This is a genomic window from Citrobacter sp. Cpo147, from assembly GCF_030332405.1.
Taxonomy (GTDB): domain Bacteria; phylum Pseudomonadota; class Gammaproteobacteria; order Enterobacterales; family Enterobacteriaceae; genus Citrobacter; species Citrobacter portucalensis.
In genome coordinates this window covers 115,697-139,022 of record NZ_JAOWHX010000031.1, presented here as the reverse complement: position 1 = coordinate 139,022, position 23,326 = coordinate 115,697, and the positions used below count along the sequence as shown (strand labels likewise).

Annotated in this window: 21 protein-coding genes; 11 read left to right on the top strand and 10 right to left on the bottom strand. The window is 52.1% G+C overall.

The window, feature by feature from the left end; all coding sequences use genetic code 11:
- Nucleotides 1-2: 2 nt before the first annotated feature.
- Complete coding sequence (gene ypeC / locus OGY06_RS10455; protein WP_003834889.1) at nt 3-329, bottom strand: DUF2502 domain-containing protein YpeC; 327 nt, start codon at nt 327-329, stop codon at nt 3-5.
- A 137-nt stretch (nt 330-466) separates the two neighbouring features.
- Nucleotides 467-1,456, bottom strand: a complete 990-nt coding sequence (gene mgrA / locus OGY06_RS10450; protein ID WP_286605285.1) for an L-glyceraldehyde 3-phosphate reductase — start codon at nt 1,454-1,456, stop codon at nt 467-469.
- 182 nt (nt 1,457-1,638) lie between these two features.
- Between mgrA and OGY06_RS10445 the strand changes: the two genes are divergently transcribed.
- Nucleotides 1,639-3,291 carry an alpha-keto acid decarboxylase family protein gene (locus OGY06_RS10445; RefSeq protein WP_286605283.1) on the top strand — a complete coding sequence of 551 codons (1,653 nt, stop codon included), beginning with the start codon at nt 1,639-1,641 and terminating at the stop codon, nt 3,289-3,291.
- Here OGY06_RS10445 and OGY06_RS10440 read toward each other — a convergent pair whose 3' ends face one another.
- Nucleotides 3,292-4,527, bottom strand: coding sequence for an ion channel protein (locus OGY06_RS10440; protein WP_003834884.1), 1,236 nt, complete (start codon nt 4,525-4,527; stop codon nt 3,292-3,294). It lies immediately after the preceding gene.
- Nucleotides 4,528-4,731: 204 nt separating this feature from the next.
- Between OGY06_RS10440 and glk the strand changes: the two genes are divergently transcribed.
- The 6 genes from glk to ptsP all read left to right on the top strand — a co-directional run bounded on the left by glk (nt 4,732) and on the right by ptsP (nt 12,145).
- The gene (gene glk / locus OGY06_RS10435) at nt 4,732-5,697 is read left to right on the top strand and encodes a glucokinase (protein WP_063942028.1); all 966 of its coding nucleotides are present in this window, start codon (nt 4,732-4,734) and stop codon (nt 5,695-5,697) included.
- A gap of 191 nt (nt 5,698-5,888) precedes the next feature.
- Nucleotides 5,889-6,215, top strand: coding sequence for a PTS fructose transporter subunit IIB (locus OGY06_RS10430; RefSeq protein WP_003028254.1), 327 nt, complete (start codon nt 5,889-5,891; stop codon nt 6,213-6,215).
- A gap of 20 nt (nt 6,216-6,235) precedes the next feature.
- A complete protein-coding gene (locus OGY06_RS10425) occupies nt 6,236-7,483 on the top strand; it encodes a PTS fructose transporter subunit IIC (RefSeq protein WP_003834874.1) in 1,248 nt (415 codons plus the stop codon).
- Nucleotides 7,484-7,500: 17 nt separating this feature from the next.
- Nucleotides 7,501-8,586, top strand: a complete 1,086-nt coding sequence (gene ypdF, locus OGY06_RS10420) for an aminopeptidase (RefSeq protein ID WP_149335099.1) — start codon at nt 7,501-7,503, stop codon at nt 8,584-8,586.
- Entirely contained in the window at nt 8,586-9,626 is a 1,041-nt protein-coding gene (ypdE, locus tag OGY06_RS10415; RefSeq protein ID WP_003834871.1) for an aminopeptidase, read from the top strand. The genes ypdF and ypdE overlap by 1 nt, the downstream gene beginning before the upstream one ends.
- A gap of 23 nt (nt 9,627-9,649) precedes the next feature.
- Nucleotides 9,650-12,145 (top strand): phosphoenolpyruvate--protein phosphotransferase, encoded by a 2,496-nt coding sequence (ptsP, locus tag OGY06_RS10410; protein WP_286605280.1) that lies wholly within the window; start codon nt 9,650-9,652, stop codon nt 12,143-12,145.
- A 77-nt stretch (nt 12,146-12,222) separates the two neighbouring features.
- On the opposite strand, the gene OGY06_RS10405 is transcribed toward ptsP, so the two are convergent.
- The 4 genes from OGY06_RS10405 to OGY06_RS10390 form a co-directional block, all read right to left on the bottom strand.
- Nucleotides 12,223-12,411 (bottom strand): hypothetical protein, encoded by a 189-nt coding sequence (locus OGY06_RS10405; protein ID WP_032934510.1) that lies wholly within the window; start codon nt 12,409-12,411, stop codon nt 12,223-12,225.
- 101 nt (nt 12,412-12,512) lie between these two features.
- Entirely contained in the window at nt 12,513-13,376 is an 864-nt protein-coding gene (locus OGY06_RS10400; protein ID WP_003834867.1) for an AraC family transcriptional regulator, read from the bottom strand.
- A gap of 15 nt (nt 13,377-13,391) precedes the next feature.
- A complete protein-coding gene (locus OGY06_RS10395; RefSeq protein ID WP_003834866.1) occupies nt 13,392-14,126 on the bottom strand; it encodes a LytR/AlgR family response regulator transcription factor in 735 nt (244 codons plus the stop codon).
- A 14-nt stretch (nt 14,127-14,140) separates the two neighbouring features.
- The gene (locus OGY06_RS10390; protein WP_136392189.1) at nt 14,141-15,838 is read right to left on the bottom strand and encodes a sensor histidine kinase; all 1,698 of its coding nucleotides are present in this window, start codon (nt 15,836-15,838) and stop codon (nt 14,141-14,143) included.
- A gap of 387 nt (nt 15,839-16,225) precedes the next feature.
- On the opposite strand from OGY06_RS10390, the gene alaC reads away from it, so the two are divergent.
- Complete coding sequence (gene alaC / locus OGY06_RS10385) at nt 16,226-17,464, top strand: alanine transaminase (protein ID WP_003834862.1); 1,239 nt, start codon at nt 16,226-16,228, stop codon at nt 17,462-17,464.
- Between the two features lie 67 nt (nt 17,465-17,531).
- Here alaC and ypdK read toward each other — a convergent pair whose 3' ends face one another.
- Nucleotides 17,532-17,603 carry a membrane protein YpdK gene (gene ypdK / locus OGY06_RS10380; protein WP_010723117.1) on the bottom strand — a complete coding sequence of 24 codons (72 nt, stop codon included), beginning with the start codon at nt 17,601-17,603 and terminating at the stop codon, nt 17,532-17,534.
- 343 nt (nt 17,604-17,946) lie between these two features.
- On the opposite strand from ypdK, the gene OGY06_RS10375 reads away from it, so the two are divergent.
- The gene (locus OGY06_RS10375; protein WP_063942030.1) at nt 17,947-18,561 is read left to right on the top strand and encodes a lysozyme inhibitor LprI family protein; all 615 of its coding nucleotides are present in this window, start codon (nt 17,947-17,949) and stop codon (nt 18,559-18,561) included.
- A 41-nt stretch (nt 18,562-18,602) separates the two neighbouring features.
- Here the strand turns inward: OGY06_RS10375 and lpxP are convergent, their stop codons facing one another.
- Nucleotides 18,603-19,523 carry a kdo(2)-lipid IV(A) palmitoleoyltransferase gene (lpxP, locus tag OGY06_RS10370; protein WP_149385262.1) on the bottom strand — a complete coding sequence of 307 codons (921 nt, stop codon included), beginning with the start codon at nt 19,521-19,523 and terminating at the stop codon, nt 18,603-18,605.
- A 440-nt stretch (nt 19,524-19,963) separates the two neighbouring features.
- On the opposite strand from lpxP, the gene OGY06_RS10365 reads away from it, so the two are divergent.
- Nucleotides 19,964-20,206 carry a DUF2545 family protein gene (locus tag OGY06_RS10365; protein ID WP_197385654.1) on the top strand — a complete coding sequence of 81 codons (243 nt, stop codon included), beginning with the start codon at nt 19,964-19,966 and terminating at the stop codon, nt 20,204-20,206.
- 109 nt (nt 20,207-20,315) lie between these two features.
- Here OGY06_RS10365 and pgtP read toward each other — a convergent pair whose 3' ends face one another.
- Nucleotides 20,316-21,707, bottom strand: coding sequence for a phosphoglycerate transporter PgtP (gene pgtP / locus OGY06_RS10360; protein WP_286605277.1), 1,392 nt, complete (start codon nt 21,705-21,707; stop codon nt 20,316-20,318).
- A gap of 415 nt (nt 21,708-22,122) precedes the next feature.
- Here pgtP and pgtC point away from each other — a divergent pair, with 415 nt between their 5' ends.
- Nucleotides 22,123-23,322 carry a phosphoglycerate transport regulator PgtC gene (gene pgtC, locus OGY06_RS10355; protein ID WP_370628590.1) on the top strand — a complete coding sequence of 400 codons (1,200 nt, stop codon included), beginning with the start codon at nt 22,123-22,125 and terminating at the stop codon, nt 23,320-23,322.
- The last annotated feature ends 4 nt before the right edge of the window (nt 23,323-23,326 follow it).

Below are 23,326 nucleotides of genomic sequence, written 5' to 3'. Positions count from 1 at the left end.
CATTAATGATGATGTTTGTGGCCACGCCCGCGACCGCGATGGTCGTCACGATCGTTCCAGCCTTCACGATAACCGCGCTCATAAGCTTTGCGTTTGTCCCAGCCACGATGGTAGCCGTTGTCATGACGCCACCAGCGATTTTTTCGCCACTCATAGTTATGGTGCCAGTAATCCCGGTCGCGCCAGCGGCCGCCATCCCAGTAGTTACCATAGTTATCGCGATCGCCAATTTGTAATTTTATTGATGGCAGCAGGGTGATTTCGCCAGCGTTCGCGGCCAGCGGTGTAAAAGCCAATAAGACTGCCGCCAGAATCAGTGACCTGAACATGTTTTCTCTCCTTCACGATCGAGCCGTAGCCGGCCTGTTAACGTAATATTACGGGGCAGTAAAGCCCCGTTTCATCGCCTTAACTCTTAAATCGCAAGTGAGAGCACTTTTTGTTAATAAATGTGTCTTTATTTCAATCAACTCAGGATAGCATCAATCTCCGCGCACTCTTCAGACGTAAAGTGACGGTTTGCCAGCATGCCGACAGCGTCTTCAATCTGCGCCGTTTTACTCGCGCCAATCAGCACTGACGTGACTTTGTCATCCCGTAACACCCATGCCAGCGCCATCTGGGAAAGCTTTTGCCCGCGTCGTTCTGCCAGCACATTCAGCGCCCGCACTTTTTCCAGTTTTTGTGGAGTGATCTGGTCCGGATTCAGAAAGCGACTGGTGCTTGCCGCACGAGAATCCGCAGGAATGCCGTTCAGATAGCGGTCGGTTAACTGTCCGCCAGCCAGCGGTGAGAAGGCGATACTACCGACACCTTTTTCCTGTAATAGCGACAGCAAGCCGCCTTCGACCCAACGTTCAAACATGGAATATTTGGGCTGGTGAATAAGGCATGGCGTACCTAAATCGTCGAGTATTTCAATCGCCTGCCTGGCAAGATCTGCCGGATAGTTAGACAACCCGACGTACAGCGCTTTGCCCTGACGGACGATGTGATCCAGCGCGCTCATGGTTTCTTTGAGCGGCGTTTCAGGGTCGGGGCGATGGTGGTAGAAGATATCGACATACTCCAGCCCCAGACGCTTCAGGCTTTGATCGAGACTGGCAATCAGATATTTGCGTGAACCCCAGTCACCGTAGGGACCTTCCCACATGGTGTAGCCCGCTTTAGTGGAGATAATAAGCTCATCTCGCCACGGTAAAAAATCTTCCTGCAGGATCCGACCAAAATTCCGTTCTGCCGAACCCGGCGGTGGACCATAGTTATTTGCCAGATCAAAATGGTTAATCCCCAGATCGAATGCGCGCTGTAACAATGCGCGACTGTTCTCGACCTGCGTGGTATCGCCAAAATTGTGCCACAAACCCAGTGAGACAATCGGGAGCTTAAGGCCGCTTTGACCGCAGCGGCGGTACTCCATTGTCTGATAACGATTTTCATCTGCGTGATAAACCATGTCACCCCCCTTCCACAATGCGTGTGTCTTTCAGTGTATACGGTTACACCGCAGATTCTTCAATGAATTTTAACCACCAAAACTGTAAATCCTGCTTTCCACCCCTTCACAGCGACTTTCCTGGACAGTCATCACAGTTCTTCGATACTCAACATGAGGTTACCGTCAGAAGGATAGCTGTCATGCAACCCCCGTATTCCGTTGCTGATTATCTGCTGGACAGGCTGGCAGGCTGTGGCGTCGGCCATCTCTTTGGTGTGCCGGGCGATTATAATTTGCAGTTTCTTGATCACGTGATTGAACATCCCAACGTATGTTGGGTCGGGTGTGCGAATGAATTGAATGCGGCTTATGCGGCAGATGGCTATGCCCGGGTATCCGGGGTTGGGGCGCTGCTCACCACGTTTGGTGTGGGGGAGTTAAGCGCAATTAACGGTATCGCGGGTAGCTTCGCGGAATATGTTCCTGTTTTGCATATTGTCGGCGCACCCTGTCGCGGCGCGCAGCGTCGCGGAGAGTTGATGCATCACACTTTGGGTGACGGTGACTTTCAGCATTTTTACCGCATGCAGCAGGCGGTAACGACGGCCAGCGCGATACTGGATGAACAAAATGCCTGCTATGAAATTGACCGTGTGTTGCGAATGATGCTTACCGAACGCAGGCCGGGCTATCTGATGTTACCTGCTGATGTGGCAAAACAGCCCGCCACACCACCGAATGACATCCTGATTGTTCCTCTGAGCGAGCCGGAAAGTAGCGTGGCAGAAGCATTTCGCTTCCATGCCCGCGAGCGACTGCTGGATAGCCCGCGCGTAGCGCTGCTGGCGGATTTTCTCGCGCTGCGTTTTGGCCTGCAGCCGGTCTTGCAGCGCTGGATGGCGGAAACGCCGATGGCCCATGCTACGTTATTGATGGGCAAAGGACTGTTCGATGAGCGTCATCCGGCGTTTGTTGGCACATACAGCGCCGGAGCCAGCAGCGATTATGTACGTCAGGCGATAGAAGATGCCGATACGATAATGTGTGTCGGCACACAATTTGTCGACACCCTGACAGCTGGGTTTACACAACAGCTACCGCAGGATCGCACCATTGACGTTCAGCCCCATGCGTCACGAATTGGATCCCACTGGTTTAACATCCCGATGGAGCAGGCGGTCACCACATTACGTGAGCTGTGCCTGGAAATGTCGTTTTCTCTGCCGCCAGAACGTCCACCAACTAGGCGTGTTCAGGTTGAAAAGGGCCCACTGACGCAGGAAAACTTCTGGCACACGGTGCAGCAGTTTCTGAAGCCTGATGACATTATCCTCGTCGATCAGGGAACCGCCGCCTTTGGCGCGGCTGCGCTCTCATTACCTTGCGGGGCGGAAGTCCTGGTTCAACCGTTGTGGGGATCTATCGGCTACGCGCTCCCGGCGGCATTCGGTGCGCAAACGGCCTGTCCGGACCGTCGGGTGATCCTGATTATTGGTGATGGCGCGGCGCAGCTCACCATTCAGGAGCTGGGCTCCATGCTCAGAGATGGGCAATCGCCGGTTATTTTACTGCTCAACAATGATGGTTATACCGTTGAGCGGGCCATACACGGGGCAAATCAGCGCTATAACGACATTGCCGCCTGGAGCTGGACGTTGATGCCGCAGGCGTTTAGTCGTGAATGTCAGGCCGAATGCTGGCGGGTGAAGCAGGCGGTACAGCTGGAAGAAGTGCTGGCCCGGCTGTCCCAACCGCAACGACTGTCGTTAATTGAGGTGGTGCTACCGAAAGCCGATCTTCCTGAATTATTGCGCACGGTGACCCGTGCGCTGGAATCTCGCAACGGCGGATAGCTATTTATCGGGGCGCTCAGCGACCATCATCGGTTTGCCCGCCAGCAGCAGCCAGGCGGGCAGCATGACGATGCACAGCAGCGGCAGCAGGGTGGAATCTGGCACCACCACTGCTGCCATAAACAGGCTCAGCCAGGCGTCGCGGGTGACGACCAGCACCAGCCCGAGAATAGAGCAAGAAACCGTGATGGCAGCCGGCACCGCTTCAACATGGGCGTGCAGCATCAGGCCAAGCGCGACGCCAACGAATACCGCCGGGAAGATTCGTCCGCCGCGAAAACCACTCGCCGCTGCAACCACTAATGCCGCCAGCTTAATGACGGCGAGCATGAAATAATCTGATGTCCCCAGCGTTTGGCTAAACGCCATTTGCTGCATTTCGTCTAGTCCCTTAAACAAGGTAAGCGGCCCGCCGATAACACCCAAAATGCCAAGGATAAAACCGCCTGTCCCGAGGATCAGCACCGGGTGTTTTAATCGATGCATTAAATGGTGCAAACGCGGCAGACACCAGACGGCCACCATTCCAGCGGCAATGGCGATGGCAGCAACAACCGCGCCGCTGAGGATATCCGTCAAGTGCATCTGCGTGTAGTGCGCGATGGGCAGTGAAAAATGGGGGTGAAAAAACAGGCTGGTGGTTAGCGAACCCGCGGCGGCGGCCATTAACGGCGCAAACAGGCGATCCCACAAGGGCACATCGTTTGAGCTATTCAGCGTTTGCGAAAATATCAACGCGGCGGCAACGGGGGTACCAAATAGTGCGCCGATGGTGCCGGCAGAGGCGAGAATGGTCCAGTCCAGTTTCGCTATACGGGGAAACATGCGGCTACCAAGTGCTACTGCCAGAGCGATATTTACGGTCATGATGGGGTGTTCCGGACCCAGACTGACGCCACCCGCGAGGCCAAGGATTAGCGCTGCCAGCAGGCCCGGTATTGCTGATGTTGGCACCGGCATGCCAATTAACGGTTCACAGGCCGGATCCGGACCTGCGTGGCCATGACTGTAGCGGATAACTAACCCGACCATGATCCCCGTGAGCGTCAGCATACCGATAATCCAGACCGGAGAGTCCTGGGCTATACCGATGCTAACAGGCAGACGTTCCCACAAAAACTGCTGTAAAACGGAAGCCACTTTCATCACAACGATCAACACCAGGCTGGACGCTATGCCAATGATTAGCGCTGGGGTTGATAGCAAGAGCATCGTTCTGGCTCGCGGATGGAGCATTTTCTATTCCTTAAAACAGAGTCATAGACATAGTTTGCACAGCCTGCCTGACGACATCGCTGCAAATGGTGCTGAAACGATAAAGTAATTGTGTGATCTGGATCGATTTTCCACGGGCATCAGCCTTCAGACCGTTGTTGTTATGTCCCCATGAATTTACAGTGTGGCAAAGATTTATTCTGACTTTAGCGGAGCAGTGGAAGAATGACAAAATATGCTTTAGTAGGGGATGTTGGCGGCACCAACGCGCGTCTTGCTCTGTGCGATATTGCCAGCGGCGAGATTTCGCAGGCAAAAACCTATTCCGGGTTGGATTATCCAAGTCTGGAGGCGGTGGTGCGCGTGTACCTGGATGAGCATAGCGTTAGCGTTGAAGATGGTTGTATTGCCATTGCCTGTCCGATAACCGGCGACTGGGTGGCAATGACCAACCATACCTGGGCGTTCTCTATTGCTGAGATGAAAAAAAACCTGGGCTTCAGCCATCTGGAAATCATCAATGATTTCACCGCTGTGTCGATGGCGATCCCGATGCTGAAAAAAGAGCATTTAATTCAGTTTGGTGGTGCGGAACCTGTGGAAGGCAAACCTATTGCGGTTTATGGCGCAGGAACCGGGCTTGGCGTGGCGCATCTGGTCCACGTGGATAAACGCTGGGTAAGTCTCCCTGGTGAAGGCGGCCACGTGGATTTTGCGCCTAACAGCGAGGAAGAGGGAATTATCCTTGAGGTTCTGCGCGCGGAAATAGGTCACGTGTCCGCAGAACGCGTGCTGTCTGGTCCGGGACTGGTGAATCTGTATCGCGCGATCGTCAAATCTGACGGACGCCTGCCGGAAAATCTGCAGCCGAAGGATATCACCGCACGGGCGCTGGAAGATTCCTGCATTGACTGTCGTCGTGCGCTGTCGCTGTTCTGCGTCATCATGGGACGTTTTGGTGGCGACCTGGCGTTAACGCTGGGCACGTTTGGTGGCGTGTACATCGCCGGGGGGATCGTGCCACGCTTCCTCGACTTCTTTAAAGCATCGGGCTTTCGCGGTGGTTTTGAAGATAAAGGCCGTTTTAAAGCCTACGTGCAGGATATTCCGGTGTATCTGATTGTGCACGATAACCCGGGCCTGCTTGGATCCGGTGCGCATTTGCGCCAGACGTTGGGCCATATTCTTTAATTCATCAATCAGAAATCTGCAAAACCGCGTAAATTACGCGGTTTTTTTATGCCTGCCGCCTACCTTTCCGACCTTCGTCACATTTCCGAATGACGGGATTAATTGTCCAGTAAAAGCATTATTTGTCTGATAACGGTTGTTACTTTCCTCGGACCATAATTTCACTCGTTAACTATTACGAGGAAATGATTATGAGCAAAAAACTGATTGCCGTCTGCGCGTGTCCAATGGGCCTGGCCCATACCTTTATGGCGGCTCAGGCGCTGGAAGAAGCGGCGGTTGAAGCGGGTTATGAAGTGAAAATTGAAACTCAGGGCGCGGACGGAATTCAAAATCGTCTGACGGCGCAGGATATCGCTGAGGCGACGTTAATCATCCACTCTGTTGCTGTTACTCCAGAAGATAACGAGCGTTTTGAGTCGCGTGACGTCTATGAAATTACGCTACAGGACGCGATAAAAAATGCGGCCGGCATCATTAAAGAGATCGAAGAGATGGTTGCCGCTGAACAACAATAATCATCGACAGGGAATTACGTATGGCCATTAAAAAACGCAGTGCAACCGTTGTGCCTGGCGCATCTGGTGCGGCAGCGGCAATAAAAAATCCACCGGCCTCCCGCAATAGCTTCTGGGGCGAACTTCCGCAGCATGTGATGTCGGGTATTTCACGCATGGTGCCGACGTTAATTATGGGCGGGGTCATTCTCGCCTTCTCGCAACTGATCGCCTATAGCTGGCTCGATATTCCTGCTGACACAGGCATCATGGATGCGCTGAACAGCGGAAAATTTACAGGTTTTAATCTCTCATTGCTGAAGTTTGCCTGGCTGTCGCAATCTTTTGGCGGCGTGCTGTTTGGCTTTGCTATCCCGATGTTTGCCGCGTTTGTCGCTAACTCTATCGGCGGCAAGCTGGCATTTCCGGCGGGGTTTATCGGTGGGCTGATGTCCACTCAGCCCACGCAGATACTGAATTTTGACCCCGCGACGCTGCAATGGGCAACCAGTGCTCCTGTTCCGTCAACCTTTATTGGCGCGCTGATTATCTCGATTGTCGCCGGGTATCTGGTGAAGTGGATGAACCAAAAAATCCAGCTGCCTGATTTCCTGCTGGCGTTCAAAACCACTTTTCTACTGCCCATTCTTTCCGCCATTTTCGTCATGCTGGCGATGTACTACGTGATCACACCGTTTGGCGGCTGGATCAACGGCGGGATCCGTACTCTGCTGACGGCGGCTGGCGAGAAAGGGACGCTGATGTATGCGATGGGTATTTCCGCGGCAACGGCGATTGACCTTGGTGGCCCAATAAATAAAGCAGCAGGTTTTGTCGCCTTCAGCTTTACCACCGATCATGTTCTACCGGTAACCGCGCGTTCTATTGCGATTGTCATTCCTCCGATTGGTCTTGGGCTGGCCACGCTTATTGATCGTCGCTTAACCGGCAAACGTCTGTTCAGCGCACAGCTCTACCCGCAGGGAAAAACGGCGATGTTCCTCGCGTTTATGGGCATCAGTGAAGGGGCGATCCCATTTGCGCTGGAAAGTCCCATCACGGCAATTCCTTCCTACATGGTTGGTGCCATTGTTGGATCGACGGCTGCCGTCTGGTTGGGGGCGGTGCAGTGGTTCCCGGAATCGGCTATCTGGGCGTGGCCGCTGGTAACTAACCTCGGCGTCTATATGGCGGGGATCCTGTTAGGCGCGGTGATTACGGCGCTGATGGTGGTGTTCCTGCGCAACATGATGTATCGCAAAGGCAAATTGCTGATTGAAAGTCTCTGATTAAAAGGATTGTGGCCATGAGCTTACTTGCCTCGCTGCGCGACTGGTTAACAGCGCAACATCTTGATGCGATGCTGCTGTCATCGCGGCAGAACAAACAGCCACATATGGGGATCTCCAGCAGTTCAGGGTTTGTGTTTATCAGCCACGAAAGTGCGCATATCCTGGTCGATGCCCGTTACTACACCGATGTCGCCACGCGTACTCAGGGCTATCAGATCCATCTACTCGATGGAACACAGACGCTGTATTCGCAGGTGAATCACATCATTGCGAACGAAAAGCTGCAGACGGTGGGATTCGAAGGTGAGCAGGTAAGCTGGGAAACGGCGAACGCGTGGTCGGGCAAACTGTGCGCCCGATTAGTGAGCGCCGTACCGGACGTACTCCGGCAGGTGAAAACGGCGCAGGAGATAGCTTGCATCCGCGAAGCCTGCCGGATCGCCGACCTTAGCGCTGCACATATACGCCGCTTTATTCAACCAGGTCTCAGTGAGCGCGAAATTGCCGCTGAACTGGAGTGGTTTATGCGCACGCTCGGCGCAGACAAAGCCTCTTTTGACACCATTGTCGCCAGCGGCTGGCGCGGTGCGCTGCCGCACGGTAAAGCCAGCGATAAACGTGTTGAGGCGGGTGAGTTCATTACGCTGGATTTTGGCGCACAGTATCAGGGCTATTGTTCGGATATGACGCGAACCTTTCGCATCCCCGACGCCAACCTGCCAGCGGAAGAAAGCGCGCTGTTTGCCGTGTATCAGATTGTCCTGGCGGCGCAGCGTGCTGCGGTGGCAGTAATTCGACCAGGCGCGCGTTGCAATGAGGTGGATGCCGCAGCCAGGCGGGTTATTACGCAGGCGGGCTATGGCGACGCGTTTGGCCACAATACCGGACATGCTATTGGTATTGAGGTGCATGAAAATCCTCGTTTTTCCCCTAATGACACAACGACTCTGGCAGCTGGCATGCTACTCACCGTTGAGCCGGGTATTTATCTACCGGGGCAGGGAGGAGTACGTATTGAGGATGTGGTGCTGGTTACGCCAGATGGCGGAGAGGTGCTCTACACCATGGCGAAAACATTGTTACACACGGGAGAGGCGTAATGGACTTATCGCTACTGAAAGCGCTGAGCGAGGCGGATGCGATCGCCTCTTCAGAACAAGAAGTGCGTCAGATCCTGCTTGAAGAGGCGGATCGTTTGCATAAAGAGGTGCGCTTTGATGGCCTGGGGTCGGTGCTGATCCGTCTGAATGAATCAACCGGTCCGAAGGTGATGATCTGCGCGCATATGGATGAAGTGGGATTTATTGTACGTAGCATTTCCAGCGAAGGAGCTATCGATGTATTGCCGGTGGGAAATGTGCGTATGGCGGCCAGACAATTGCAGCCGGTGCGGATTACCACCCGTGAAGAGAGCAAAATTCCCGGTCTGCTTGATGGAGAGCGCAGCGGTAATGAGGTCAGTGCCCTGCGGGTAGACATTGGTGCGCGATCTTGTGACGAAGTACTGCAGGCCGGAGTACGCCCTGGCGATCGTGTCACCTTTGATACAACTTTTCAGGTTTTGCCGCATCAGCGAGTCATGGGCAAAGCCTTTGATGACCGACTTGGATGTTATTTGCTGGTGGCGCTACTGCGCGAATGGCATGACGCAACTCTCCCTTGTGAGGTCTGGCTGGTGGCCAGCTCCAGTGAAGAAGTAGGACTGCGCGGAGGACAAACAGCAGCACGCGCAGTCGCACCGGATGTGGCAATCGTGCTGGATACCGCCTGTTGGGCCAAAAACTTTGATTATGGTGCGGCCAACCATCGGCAGACTGGTAAAGGCCCAATGCTAGTGTTAAGCGATAAATCGCTGATTGCACCACCAAAGCTGACTGCGTGGGTGGAAAGCGTGGCCGCTGATGCGGGGATTTCCTTGCAGCTCGACATGTTCAGTAACGGCGGCACCGACGGTGGGGCTGTGCATGTAAGCGGCACGGGGATCCCAACGGTTGTCATGGGGCCCGCCACGCGGCATGGGCACTGCGCGGCATCGATTGCTGACTGTCGTGACATCATTCAGACCCAGCAGTTGTTGTCGGCTCTTATTTCACATCTAACGTGCGAAACCGTGGCTCATCTGACGGATTTCAGGTGCTGATTTCGCGCTAATCAGGAGTTGTTATGCTAACGATTCAATTTCTTTGCCCGTTACCCAATGGTCTGCATGCACGTCCGGCGTGGGAGCTGAAAGAGCAGTGCAGCCAGTGGCAAAGTGAGGTGATATTTATTAACCATCGCCAGAATGCGAGGGCGGATGCGAAAAGCTCGTTGGCGCTGATTGGCACCGGGACGCTGTTTAACGACAGCTGTAGCTTAACCATCACCGGTCGCGATGAAGAACAGGCTCGGCGAGTGCTGGAGGAGTATCTCCAGCACCGGTTTATTGACAGCGATAGCGTTCAACCGACTCCGGAGGAACTGGCGGCGCATCCGTTGCCGCGTTCGCTGATTCGCCTCAATCCAGACCTTCTTTATGGCACTATGCTGGCAGGGGGCGTGGGGGCAGGTACGCTCACGCTTTGGCAGAGCGATAATCTGGAAAGCTATCGCGCCATTGCAGCGAGTGCGGAAGACAACACCCGGCTGGAACACAGTCTGGCGACGCTTGCCGAACAGCTCAATCAACAGCTGCGCGAGCGTGACGGTGAGAGTAAAACCATCCTCAGCGCGCATCTGTCTCTGATTCAGGACGACGAGTTTGCCGGGAATATTCGCCGCTTAATGCTGGAGCAGCATCTGGGGCTAGGGGCCGCAATCGTCGCCAATATGGAACAGGTGTGCGATAAGCTGTCGGCCTCCGGTAGCGATTATCTGCGCGAGCGTGTCAGCGACATCCGTGATATCAGCGAACAGCTGCTGCACATCACCTGGCCTGAAAGACGTCCGCGCAATGCGCTGGTGCTGAATAAGCCGACGATTCTGGTCGCTGAGGATTTGACGCCCAGCCAGTTTTTAAGCCTCGATTTGCAGCATCTGTCTGGCATGATCCTGGAGAAAACAGGGCGTACCTCGCATACCCTGATTCTCGCTCGCGCATCCGCTATTCCGGTGCTTAGCGGCTTGCCGCTGGAGGCTATTAGCCGCTATGCAGGGCAGCCTGCGGTACTGGATGCCCGTTGTGGGGTACTGGCCATCAATCCGGACGATGCGGTTCGCGGCTATTACGCGATAGCGCAGAAGCTGGCCGATGAATGCCAGCGGCGGCAGGCGCTTGATGCCGCCCAGCCCGCGTTGACCAAAGATAATCAGCGTATTGACGTTGCGGCGAATATCGGCACCGCGCTCGAAGCGCCGGGTGCATTTGCCAATGGTGCGGAAGGGATCGGGCTGTTTCGTACTGAAATGCTGTTTATGGACCGCGACAGCGCTCCTGACGAGCAGGAACAGTTTGAAGCCTACCAGCAGGTTTTATTGGCCGCAGGCGACAAGCCGGTTATCTTTCGCACCATGGATATCGGTGGTGATAAGAATATCCGCTATCTCAATATTCCGCAGGAAGATAATCCGTTTCTCGGCTACCGTGCGGTGCGTATTTATCCGGAGTTTGCCGGACTGTTTCGTACCCAACTGCGTGCCATCCTACGCGCGGCGACCTTCGGTAACGCACAGCTGATGATCCCGATGGTGCACAGCCTTGACCAGATTTTGTGGGTAAAAAGCGAACTGCAAAAAGCGCTGGTGGCGCTGAAAGCAGACGGTTTACGTCATGCCCCGACAATCTCATTGGGGATTATGGTTGAAGTCCCTTCGGTGTGTTACATCATCGACCATTTCTGCGATGAGGTGGATTTCTTCAGTATTGGTTCAAATGACATGACCCAGTACTTGTACGCCGTCGATCGCAATAATCCACGCGTTTCGCCGCTGTACAACCCGATTACGCCGTCGTTCCTGCGTATGTTGCAGCAGATTGTTCACGTGGCGCACGAACGTGGTAAATGGGTGGGTATTTGCGGAGAACTGGGCGGCGAAGGACGCTATTTACCGTTGCTGCTGGGTTTAGGACTCGATGAGCTGAGTATGAGCAGTCCACGCATTCCGGCGGTAAAAAGTCAGCTTCGTCAACTGAACAGCCAGGCATGCCGCGAACTCGCTATGCAGGCCTGCGAGTGCCGTAGCGCTCAGGAGATTGAAGATCTGCTGAATCAGTTTGCACCGCAAAAAGATGTGCGTCCGCTGCTGGCGCTGGAGAATATCTTTGTTGGTGAATCTCTGAGCAACAAAGAGCAGGTGATCCAGTTTCTGTGCGGCAATCTTGGGGTAAACGGACGCACTGAACATCCGTTTGAGCTGGAAGAGGATGTCTGGCAGCGCGAAGAGATAGTTACCACCGCCGTCGGTTTTTGGGTGGCAATCCCTCACACGAAATCCCAGTGGATCCGCCATTCCAGCATCAGCATTGCCCGGCTTGCTCAGCCCGTTGACTGGCAGTCTGAGATGGGCGAGGTGGAACTGGTGATCATGCTGACGCTGGGTGCCGATGAAGGCATTAACCACGTGAGGGTCTTCTCGCAGCTGGCGCGTAAGCTGGTGAACAAGCAGTTCCGCCAGTCGTTGTTTGCCGCTGAAGATGCCGAGAGCATTCTGGCGCTGCTGGAGGCGGAACTGACATTTTAAGCTTCACTGAAAGAACGCTATCCAGCCTGCTACGTTGTGGTTGCAGGCTGGGTAAACGCTACCGGAAAGTGAAATCATCAATGCGGCGTGTTGTGCCCCGGCAGTTTCCCGGCTCTTAACAGTTTCATCTCTTGCTTGCAGAGCAGAACCACCGCCTGACGACCTTTAACTCGGCGGGAGGTGAGGGCTCTTTTCACGGTCTGACGATCCGCACCTGATTCCAGCATTTGAAAACACATCAGGGAGAGTGCACGTCTGTTTTTCATCGCATATTCACTTTATCGAGTAAGCCAGTAGGATTTGGCTAAAGGCCGCTATTTTACAACGAGGCAAACGGATATTACTAACAGCGTTGGTGTTGTCTCACTTAACGCGCCGACTGAAAGCGTGCGCCGTACTCTCCGGGCGTCAGGCCAAACTGACGTCGGAAGAGGCGGCAGAAATAATCACTGTCCTGATATCCACACCGTTGTGCGACTTCGCTAATCGACAGATGGTATTTCTGTAAGATGATGCGTGCCTTCGCCATTCTGACCCACCGCAGATACTCGACGAACCCCATGGTACCGTGCTGGGCAAACACTTTTGACAGGTGATTGGGTGTGATATTAAAAAAAAGCGCCACGCTTTCCCGGGTCAGCGGTTGAGCATAGTTATCCTGTACCCAATTACACATACTGTGATAGAGAAATTCAGCGCGCGGACGCTCTGCGTCAGGGCGGGTATTGACCACACTACGACACAGATGCAGCAGGCTAAGCACCAGCGGCTGAATAATATCCTGGGCCTGAGGAGAGCGGCTTAAATGGGTTAATGCAGTGAGCATCGCCTCGCCTTCGCCACGTTGCGGATGCGGTAGCTCAATACGGCGAACTGGACGTAACAGCGATGCGGTTCGGTTATCGTAAAAAGAGAGTCCCAGCCATGCCGGGGAAAACACCAGGCTAAGCAGCATCACAGGTTTATCGCTGCCGGGCAGATTCGCCGCTTTCGCCGGGATAAACAGCATGTCGCCTTCCGCCAGACTATGCTGCTGTTTTTCCAGCCGGTTGCTGTATTCCCCACGTAGCACGATATCGAGGCGCGGGAGGTCAATACATAAACTACCGGTCGGTAGCGTGGTTGGCTGGGTTGCGAACCACACGCGCCCCAGGCGCTGCGGGTTTAACACCAGGCCGCTGAACAGATCGGCGAAAAACTGTTGGTCTGCGGGTAGGCCTGGCTCTTTCATCGTTCTTTCTCTGCGCTATAAGTGCATTAACTGTCTGAACTCTTTCACTTTACTCCGACTAACCGGGATTTCAAATTCCAGATCCTTTAAACGCAAAATATAAGTGTTGTTAAACCAGGGTTCGATCTCGCGGATTTTATTCAGATTTACGCAGAACGAGCGGTGGCAGCGGAAGAAATGCGAAGCCGGCAGCTTGCTGCAAAATTCGCTGATGTTCATCGGCATGACGTATGATTCTCGTCGCGTATAGACGAACGTCATCTTTTCATGCGCTTCAGCGTAGTAGATGTCGTTGATTGGGGTCACGATGATCCGCTCATCTTTGATCAGGTTGATCGTATCGTTTTCGCGGGCCACCGGACTTACAGGGGACGTTCCCGTTTGCTGTTGCTGCCAGGCGGCTTCCAGCTTTTGCAGCATGCTGACAATGCGTGATTCTTGGTACGGCTTCAGAATGTAGTCAAAAGCTTCCAGTTCGAAGGCTTCAACAGCATGCTCTTTCCACGCGGTAATAAACACAATAAAGGGTTTATGTGCGAACTGGCTGATATTTTGTGCCAGCAATACGCCGTCCAGCGAGGGAATATTAATATCCAGAAAAATGGCGTCAACGCGGTTGTGCTGGAGATATTTCAGCACGTCCAGACCATCGTCAAACGTGCCGACAATCTCCATCTGGCTGTGCTCTTTTATCAGCCAGCTCAGTTCCTGTTGGGCCAGGAATTCATCTTCAACAATGATGACTTTCACGACTTCACTCCTGGTTAAAGCAATAATGTGGCCGGTGCGGCAGCGGGCGAGTGCTGATTAGGCACATAAAAGGCAATCTCTGTTCCTGGCTCCAGACGGCGGATATGTAATCCCTCACCGTAGAGCAGCTTAACGCGATGGTGCACATTCAACAGACCAATTTTATTGCCCGGCATTTCATTGGACTCGACCCGTTCAATCACTTTTGGGTCGATACCATGACCCGTATCTCGTACGGCAATCCGTACCCGGTTGCCGCACTCCGCAACGCTGATGGTGACCACACCTTTCCCTTTGCAGGGCTGGATCCCATGGACGATAGCGTTCTCGACCAACGGCTGAATCAGCAGGCTGGGAATAAAACAGCTTACCTCTTCATCGATATCATAAATAACGGTCAGCTTGTCGCCAAAGCGGGCCTGTTCGATGGTGATGTAATCCTTGATTTGATACAGCTCTTTCTTGATGTCGATCTGCTCATCGTCTTTTAATTCAATATTATAGCGAAGATAGCGCGACAAATTAAAAATGAGCTGACGTGCGGTGTCCGGGTTAAGCCGCACCGACGATGAAATCGCGTTCAGGGCATTAAACAGAAAATGGGGATTTATTTTGCTTTGCAGCGCGCGTAGCTCTGCCTTATTTGCCATTTCTCGTAGTTGCTCTGCGCGGGAGACTTCAAGCTGGGTGGAGATGATTTGCGACAGACCGATCGCCATTTCCTGTAACGAGGAAGTGATTTGATGAGCGTGACAGTAGTAGATCTTCAGCGTGCCGGTCACGACGCCTTTCTCCCAAAGCGGGATCACCAGCATGGAGTGAATTTCCGGGGTGCGATGCGCTTCATCATTGTTTTTTATGATGATTTTACCGTGATTTATGGCTTCCTGCGTGGTGGGGCTGACGAAGTCATCGTTATCGCGGTAGTTGATCTCTCCAACGCCAACATAGGCCAGAACGTGCTGAGTATTGGTGATGGCAACCGCGTCAGCGTGGATATCGTGGCGAATAATTTCGCACACCTGACGTAACGACTCGCTGTTGACCTGACGAAAGAGCGGCAGCGTTTTGTTGGCGATATCCAGCGCCAGCTTGGCCTGTTTTGCAGCGCTGGCTTCTTTCTCACCTTCAACGCTTTGTACCAGCATCACGATAAAACCAATACAGACGCTGCCGAGGATCATCGGGATACCGATTTTTGAGACAATATCCAGCCCCAGTTCGGTGGTGGGTGCCCAGGCGACGACGAGGATCATGGTCAGTGATTCGCACAGCATTCCGCCTAAAATACCCGCGCGCCAGTGCTGTGCTTTGGGGATCTTTCGGTTGATCCACCCGGCAATGCAGCCAGCCAGAATGCTGGTAATAAAGCAGGGTAGGGCAGTTACGCCGCCAATATCGATCAGGTAACGGTGGGTGCCTGCGATCAGCCCTGTAATAATGCCAACCCATGGACCGAACAGGATCCCTCCTGACATGACCGCGATAATACGCACATTGACCAGAGAACCTTCTACCGGTACGCCTGACCAGGTACTGAACAGGGCAAACATGGAGAAAATCGCGGTAACTGCGAGCAGCTCTTTTGGGGAGTGGGCTGACTTGTGCAACAGTTCGCGAAACAGGCGGATACGAATCAGGAAAAACAGACAGAACAGCATCAGTGCTGCCCGGTCAAATACCGCCAGCAGCATATTGAATATTTCGTGCACGGGTGACTCTTGCGCAAGGGTTAAACCACTATGATAGGTAACCTGAGGCAGGATGACCAGCACCCCCGCAGTTCAGAGCTAATGGGGAAAAACCATAACATTAAAAGGGGATTGTTGCATGATTGTTGTATTTACAATGCCTGTCCTGTGAGTGCTGCGTTCAAGGTAATGTATTTAACAACAAAATGTTAAATGATGGTAATTTTAAGCGAGTTGTGAAAATGAATATTTCCTCATTTTACTCAGCTGTTCCTCTTTTTCGTCAGGAAAAAATATTTTGTTTTGCCTCTCGACAGAAGGAAATTATTCAGGCTATTTTCTAAACGTGCCACCATCGTGGCAGCGTCGCTCGGACGGTCCGGGCGCTAACGTTAATCTGAGGATATTATGGCTGACTCCCGCCCTGAACGTCGCTTTACGCGTATTGATCGCCTTCCCCCGTACGTTTTTAACATCACCGCTGAACTGAAGATGGCTGCGCGTCGGCGCGGCGAAGATATTATCGATTTCAGTATGGGGAACCCGGATGGGGCCACGCCTCCTCACATTGTTGAAAAACTGTGTACCGTGGCGCAGCGCCCGGATACTCACGGTTATTCCACCTCACGCGGCATTCCGCGTTTGCGTCGGGCGATTTCCCGCTGGTACCAGGAACGCTATGACGTTGAGATCGATCCTGAATCCGAAGCCATTGTGACCATCGGTTCCAAAGAGGGGCTGGCGCACCTGATGCTGGCTACGCTCGATCACGGTGATACGGTCCTCGTGCCCAACCCAAGTTATCCCATCCATATCTATGGCGCGGTGATTGCCGGCGCGCAGGTGCGTTCAGTGCCGCTGGTTGAGGGTGTCGACTTCTTTAATGAGCTGGAACGCGCAATACGCGAAAGTTACCCGAAGCCGAAGATGATGATCTTAGGTTTCCCATCCAACCCGACCGCGCAGTGCGTCGAGCTGGAATTCTTTGAGAAAGTGGTGGCCCTGGCTAAACGCTATGACGTGCTGGTGGTTCACGACCTGGCCTACGCTGATATTGTTTATGACGGCTGGAAGGCACCATCGATTATGCAGGTACCCGGCGCTCGCGACGTCGCTGTTGAATTTTTCACCCTGTCGAAAAGCTACAACATGGCGGGATGGCGTATCGGGTTTATGGTGGGCAACAAAACGCTGGTGAACGCGCTGGCGCGAATCAAGAGCTATCACGATTACGGGACCTTTACGCCACTGCAGGTTGCGGCAATTGCCGCGCTGGAAGGCGATCAGCAATGTGTGCGGGATATCGCTGAGCAATATAAACGTCGTCGTGATGTGCTGGTCAAAGGACTGCATGAAGCAGGCTGGATGGTCGAGATGCCAAAGGCCTCAATGTACGTTTGGGCGAAAATTCCAGAGCAATACGCCGGGATGGGGTCACTTGAGTTTGCCAAGAAGCTGCTGAACGAAGCGAAGGTATGCGTTTCGCCAGGGATTGGGTTTGGTGATTATGGTGATACGCATGTGCGATTTGCGTTGATTGAAAACCGTGACCGTACCCGCCAGGCTATTCGCGGCATCAAGGCGATGTTTCGCGCAGATGGCCTGTTACCGACCAGTGCAAAATCGGCTTCTGAAAGTACCGACTGACAGAATGATTCCCCAAAATGCAAAACAGGAGCCTGATGGCTCCTGTTTTTTTGCTGCGTCTTTTAATTTAGATCATCAGGGCGAAAGTACCGGCCCAAACGATGACCATAAAAGAAATGCCCATAAAGAAATATTTCACTTTTCATCTCTCCGCGTACCTGGGGTACGTCTAAATGAACATATGCTTACCTGACAGAGAGCTGATGCACTCGCGAACGAAAGGGAGAATACCCCTCATTTGCTTGGCTGCATCACCTCAGAATTCTGAGCTTTAATGCTCCAGACGGCGCTAATGTACGCCTAAAAATGAGGAGAGACAAGAGGCATTTTTTTATTTAATTTTAATAACTTACAACTGTCGTGATTCGGCGACAGTTTAATTTCTGCCGGTAATAAATTGTTATTGAGCGACGGAATGGTTACTCGGAGAATTCTCATATCGCCATGATGTTAATGCGGTTAATTTTTCGCGGAATGAGATAATGAAAAGGTTAAAAATGACCAGATTAATGATGTTAGCACTCGTTTTTACGCCATTGACGTCGATGGCGGCCTCACCGTTGGCGTTTAATTTCAGCTGCGCAAGTATTGGTGGGGTGAATAGTGATGGTAAAGGCAATGTTTGGATTGATGGCTCGAAGGCGACGGTGAAGGCCTTCAATGAAAATTACTGGGAAGCCAAAAGCGGGAACAATACGGTTTCTATTTCTCGTAAAGATGACGGAAATCCGGACGTTTCCTGGAGTGGGCCGAATCGAAAGCACGGGGTATGCCTGCCTGAAGATAATATTGACTTTTCTGGGGCCAAAAAATCGACCAGCACGGGACCCTCTTTTTCATGCGCTGCGGTTGCAAAAGGCAGTATCGAAGAGATTATCTGTCAGAGTCCTTCGCTCTCAGAAATGGATTTAGCCTTAAACGGGGCCTACAAGCAGGCGCTGGTTAAATCGAGCAATAACCCGACGCTGAAAGCAGAGCAGCGCGGTTGGGTGAAAGGGCGTAACGAGTGTTGGAAGGAACAGGATAAATCAGCCTGCATCGCCCGCAACTACAGCGAGCGAATGGCTGAACTGCACAGCAAATGGGGCGTTAAGTAATTCAACCGTAGAAAAAAAGAAAGGCCTTACGGCCTTTCTTTTTAGATATACAACGAAGCTTCACCCATCGGGCGAGTTTTGAAGCGACGGTGGATCCAGAGATACTGCTCGGGTGCACGCATGATCTCTTTTTCGATAATTTTGTTCATATACGCCGCAGCCTGGCTTTCATCTGCCGGGTAACCTTCCATTTCCGGGGTGATGAACAGGCGGTAACCGGTGTTATCTGCTTTTCTCACCATGGTTACGGTCAGCATTGCTGCGCCCGATAATCGTGACAGTACGTAGGTACCGTTGGTGGTCGCCACGTCTTTGACTGCGAAGAAGGGGGCGAATGAACTCCCTTTACGACCATAGTCCTGATCGGGGGCAAACCACACTGCCTCGCCTTTTTTCAGGGCACCGACAATACCACGCAGATTATTTCTGCCGATCATCGCCTTGTTGGAGCGCATACGACCGCGGGTTTGGATCCACTCCATCAACTTATTATTGTGCGGGCGATAGGTTGCCATCATTGGCTGGCAAAGCCCCATTACGCGACCACCCAACTCGAGCGACATAAAGTGTACGCCAACGACCATCACGCCACGGTTTTGCATCTGAGCGCGCTTCAGGTTGTCCAGCCCTTCTACATCAAACCATTTACGCACCCGACGGTCCGGCCAGAACCAGGCCATACCTGTTTCAAGCAGCCCCATGCCGAGCGAACGGAAATTCTCATCGACCAGTTTGTCTCTTTCTTCCTGCGACAGATTTGGGAAACAGAGTTCGAGATTTTTACGTGCAATAGATTCACGGCGTTTTAAAAATGGACGAGCCAGCGTTCCTGTACGGGTACCAAGAAAACACAATACGGGATAGGGAAGCTGTACCAGCAACCAGAGCACACCAACACCAAACCATGTGAGCCAGTAGCGCGGATGCAAAAACGCGCGTGAAAATTTACTTTGGGGGAACATAAGCACCTGTTGTTGATACGAAATAGATGTATCGCGAAGATTCTTTGCCTGTCGCTTTACACTCTGCACTGATCTTTAGGCCGCCATGAACGACATTGGTTCCTGTAAAGAGTGTAAAACTGAGTCAGGACAAAACCACGAGGGGGCATGAATGATCGGACGCACAATGTACACCCGAAAATTAATGTCAGCCAGAAATAATTACTCAAGATTCGTAAATGTTTTTAGGGCGATTAAGGGCAAAATTTCGCCTATATATAATTCGTTGTTTTTATGATGATTAAATAAACGACGGAGAAACAGTGTAATAGTAAGCGGTCGAATGATCTTTGTGAATAAAATGTTGCTCAAATTGCATGCGGATAGGAATTGTCTTAGAATATAAAGTTAAGGGAGTGTAAGGACTTACGTTAAGTTTACGGCAGACAGGAGGTATCGCTATGCTCTATTTCTGGATCTTTCTCATACTGAGCATTCTGTGCGTCAGTTGCTATATCTGGCAGGTTATAGGCGCTGCGGCATCAATTAGCGCTTTTCTCGGCATGGCCATCCTTACGGCATTAATTTACGTTTTTACTATGCGGCTGACCAATGGCAACGAAATGGTAACTGGATTATTCCTGTTTCTTGCCCCGGCATGTGGTTTGATCATTCGCTTTATGGTCGCAGACGGTAAGCAATAATTTGGAATGTTACGTTTAGCAATAAATTATCACCTTAAGTTATTTATTATTTGTCTGAGTTTATTGAAGTGCCAGCATCGCTGGCACTTTTTTGTGAGACCGAAATGAATTACCGGGCATCCGCCAACTGGAGTGATGCTTCTTCTTGTTGAGCATTTTTTCGCTGTTGTTCAAGTTCCAGCGCACCGCGATGAGAGAGGTAGCAGAACAGGATGCAGCAAACAATACCCCCCATCAGCAGATAGAAGCCGCCGTGCCACCCCATTTTGTCGACCATTACGCCAAACAGACTGGTGCCCAGCGATGCGCCAAAAATGTAGCTCATAAATCCGCGCAGTCCTACTGCAGAACCTACTGCGAAGCTGGGAACGATTTCCATCGTCTGAACAGAAGCGAGGAACTGTGGAACATAGATCAGGCAACCCACAATGGCGGCAAAAATAGTGACCATCAGCAGGGATTCACTTTTCCAGTAGCCGATCAAACAGATGAAAATCAGCGCCATACAAATCATGGCCAGCGGCATGCGACGGCCTTTAAACAGTTTATCGGTAAGCCAGCCCGCCAGTAATGTGGAAGGGATTGCCGCCCATTCAAAAAACAGAAAAGCGATGCTCATTTGCTCTTTCGAGAAATGTTTTTCGGTTAACAGATAAATAGGCAACCAACTAATCATGCCAAAACGCACCATATAGACGAAGACATCTACCAGTGAAACATACCAGGCATTCTTATTACGCAGCACATAGGTGCAGAAAATCTGGAAGGCACTCATATTTTCTGGTGCCTGGACAGCGTGTCGGGAATTTAATACTACTTTTTCTTCCGGCATCATTTGTTCCAGAGCCGGTAAGCCTTCCTGGCGCGGTGAACCTTTCCCCAGCATCAGCACAATAAAAGCAAACAGTACGGCAACACCGGCCGGGACAATATAGCTGGCGCTTTGCCAGTGCTCGCTCCCTAAAATGGCAAAGGCGGCACCAACAATCGGAGCGACAATACCACCGCCAACGTTGTGAGAAATATTCCAGAATGCGCCGACGCGTCCACGTTCTTTACGCGGAAACCAGTTGGCAATGGTAATAAATGAAGGACCAACGCCCATTCCCTGGAACAAGCCATTGAAAACGACCAGAGCGGCAAAAATCCAGAATCCGGTACTGAATCCTAAACCGACGTTTACGATGGCGCACAGAACCAGGCCGCATGCCATAAAGACCTTAGGGCTGGCTTTGTCTGCCAGACTACTCATAATGCCTTTACTGATCCCATAGGCAATAAGCATACAACTGCTGAGTAGACCAATTTGCGTGGCACTGAGATCCAGATGTTCTTTCAGGTACGGTGTTGAGAGCGTGAAGTTATTGCGCACAATATAGTATGCGAGATAGCCAAGAAATACACTGAGTAATGCCTGAATGCGGTATCGGCCATAAGTTTCCTGGACTTTCTCCGCCGGGACTTTATTTGCCGCTGGCCCTGTCTTAAATATGGATAACATATCATCACCTAAATTTATATTGATGTGAATATCAGGATTTTTCGCAGTGAAGAGTGAAATAGACGGCAGAGAAACTCAAGTTGATGAAATGAGTCACTATTGACACAATTTGTGGATTGCGTGGCTGATTTTGACTCTTTTTAAATAATGGATTTTCAATTCTATTCTTTTACGGATGCTTTTATCATCGGCGTGTGCGGATATTAACAAATCCAGACTGCGTTTTCGGGTATTCTTCACCGATGTCGTCACTTTCCGTTTGGTTATTCTACGAATAACCTTATTCTTCCCCCAGTCGGTGATAAACGGGTAAGTTTTGTCTCAATATTATTTTTTGCACATGTTGGTATTTATGAACGGGATCACAAACAGACTTTTGGGCCGGGGGCGTTGTTGGGCGATCTCGCTCTGTTTTATGTCGTTGTCGGTGAGTTGCCAGGCGCAGGGTAAAGAGCTGGTAATGGCGACAACCTTTTCACCGGGGGCAACGGCCTGGATTATTCAGCGTTGGCAGACTGAACCGGGGTCGGTGATGATTCGCACGTTAAACCGGACCAGCAGTTCGTTGGAGCAACTGCTGGATACCGCGAATGCGGAAAATGTTGATCTGATTTTGACCTCATCCCCTATGCTGTTGCAGCATCTGCAGGAACATCAGAAGCTGGCGCCCTTCGACAATGCGTTGCCGGAAAGCCAGCGGCTGGTGCCAGACTCTATCCGTTCGACCTCCGTGGCAGTGGCGATATCTGGTTTTGGTCTGTTGATTAATCGTTCTGCGCTGGCGGCACGACATCTGTCGCCTCCTGCCGACTGGGGGGACTTAACGCTGCCCAAATATCAGAACGCGCTGTTGATGAGTAGCCCATCGCGTTCGGATACCAACCATCTGATGGTTGAGTCATTGCTACAGCAAAAAGGGTGGGAAGCGGGGTGGGCGACGCTGCTGGCGAGTGCTGGAAATCTGGTAACGATTTCATCACGCAGTTTTGGCGTAGCCGACAAAATTAAGAGTGGCCTGGGCGTGGCGGGGCCGGTCATTGATAACTATGCCAACCTGTTGCTTAACGATCCTCACCTGGCTTTTACCTATTTTCCACGCTCGGCGGTATCGCCAACCTATGTGGCTGTTCTCAAGAACAGCCAGCACCCCAATGAAGCGCGTCGTTTTATCCGCTATTTGTTAAGCCCGGAGGGACAGCGGATCCTTGCTGATGCGAATACGGGAAAATATCCGGTAACGCAGCTCGCATCTGATAATCCCCGCGCTGCTCAGCAGGCTATTTTAATGAACCAGCCTCCGCTTAATTATCGGCTGATCCTTAGGCGGCAACAGTTAGTGCAGCGGATGTTTGATACCGCCATCAGTTTTCGTCTTGCGCAACTGAAGGATGCATGGCGGGCGCTATACAGTGCGGAAGCGCGCCTGAAACGCCCGCTACCCGAAATCAGAGCCTTACTGACCAGCGTTCCGATAGATGCCAAAAGTAGTGAAGATGAAGCCTGGCTTGCGCAGTTTGATAATAAAAGCGTTGCCGAACAGCAGATGATGGAGTGGCAGCTCTGGTTTCTTAAAAATCAGCGTCAGGCGATATCAAAACTGGAAGAATTAAAATGAAAGG

Excerpts from the sequence above, each read along its gene's own strand:
- ypeC (WP_003834889.1), bottom strand. The coding sequence starts at position 329 with ATGTTCAGGTCACTGATTCTGGCGGCAGTCTTATTGGCTTTTACACCG.
- mgrA (WP_286605285.1), bottom strand. The coding sequence starts at position 1,456 with ATGGTTTATCACGCAGATGAAAATCGTTATCAGACAATGGAGTACCGC.
- OGY06_RS10445 (WP_286605283.1), top strand. The coding sequence starts at position 1,639 with ATGCAACCCCCGTATTCCGTTGCTGATTATCTGCTGGACAGGCTGGCA.
- OGY06_RS10440 (WP_003834884.1), bottom strand. The coding sequence starts at position 4,527 with ATGCTCCATCCGCGAGCCAGAACGATGCTCTTGCTATCAACCCCAGCG.
- glk (WP_063942028.1), top strand. The coding sequence starts at position 4,732 with ATGACAAAATATGCTTTAGTAGGGGATGTTGGCGGCACCAACGCGCGT.
- OGY06_RS10430 (WP_003028254.1), top strand. The coding sequence starts at position 5,889 with ATGAGCAAAAAACTGATTGCCGTCTGCGCGTGTCCAATGGGCCTGGCC.
- OGY06_RS10425 (WP_003834874.1), top strand. The coding sequence starts at position 6,236 with ATGGCCATTAAAAAACGCAGTGCAACCGTTGTGCCTGGCGCATCTGGT.
- ypdF (WP_149335099.1), top strand. The coding sequence starts at position 7,501 with ATGAGCTTACTTGCCTCGCTGCGCGACTGGTTAACAGCGCAACATCTT.
- ypdE (WP_003834871.1), top strand. The coding sequence starts at position 8,586 with ATGGACTTATCGCTACTGAAAGCGCTGAGCGAGGCGGATGCGATCGCC.
- ptsP (WP_286605280.1), top strand. The coding sequence starts at position 9,650 with ATGCTAACGATTCAATTTCTTTGCCCGTTACCCAATGGTCTGCATGCA.
- OGY06_RS10405 (WP_032934510.1), bottom strand. The coding sequence starts at position 12,411 with ATGAAAAACAGACGTGCACTCTCCCTGATGTGTTTTCAAATGCTGGAA.
- OGY06_RS10400 (WP_003834867.1), bottom strand. The coding sequence starts at position 13,376 with ATGAAAGAGCCAGGCCTACCCGCAGACCAACAGTTTTTCGCCGATCTG.
- alaC (WP_003834862.1), top strand. The coding sequence starts at position 16,226 with ATGGCTGACTCCCGCCCTGAACGTCGCTTTACGCGTATTGATCGCCTT.
- OGY06_RS10375 (WP_063942030.1), top strand. The coding sequence starts at position 17,947 with ATGAAAAGGTTAAAAATGACCAGATTAATGATGTTAGCACTCGTTTTT.
- lpxP (WP_149385262.1), bottom strand. The coding sequence starts at position 19,523 with ATGTTCCCCCAAAGTAAATTTTCACGCGCGTTTTTGCATCCGCGCTAC.
- OGY06_RS10365 (WP_197385654.1), top strand. The coding sequence starts at position 19,964 with ATGCTCTATTTCTGGATCTTTCTCATACTGAGCATTCTGTGCGTCAGT.
- pgtP (WP_286605277.1), bottom strand. The coding sequence starts at position 21,707 with ATGTTATCCATATTTAAGACAGGGCCAGCGGCAAATAAAGTCCCGGCG.
- pgtC (WP_370628590.1), top strand. The coding sequence starts at position 22,123 with ATGTCGTTGTCGGTGAGTTGCCAGGCGCAGGGTAAAGAGCTGGTAATG.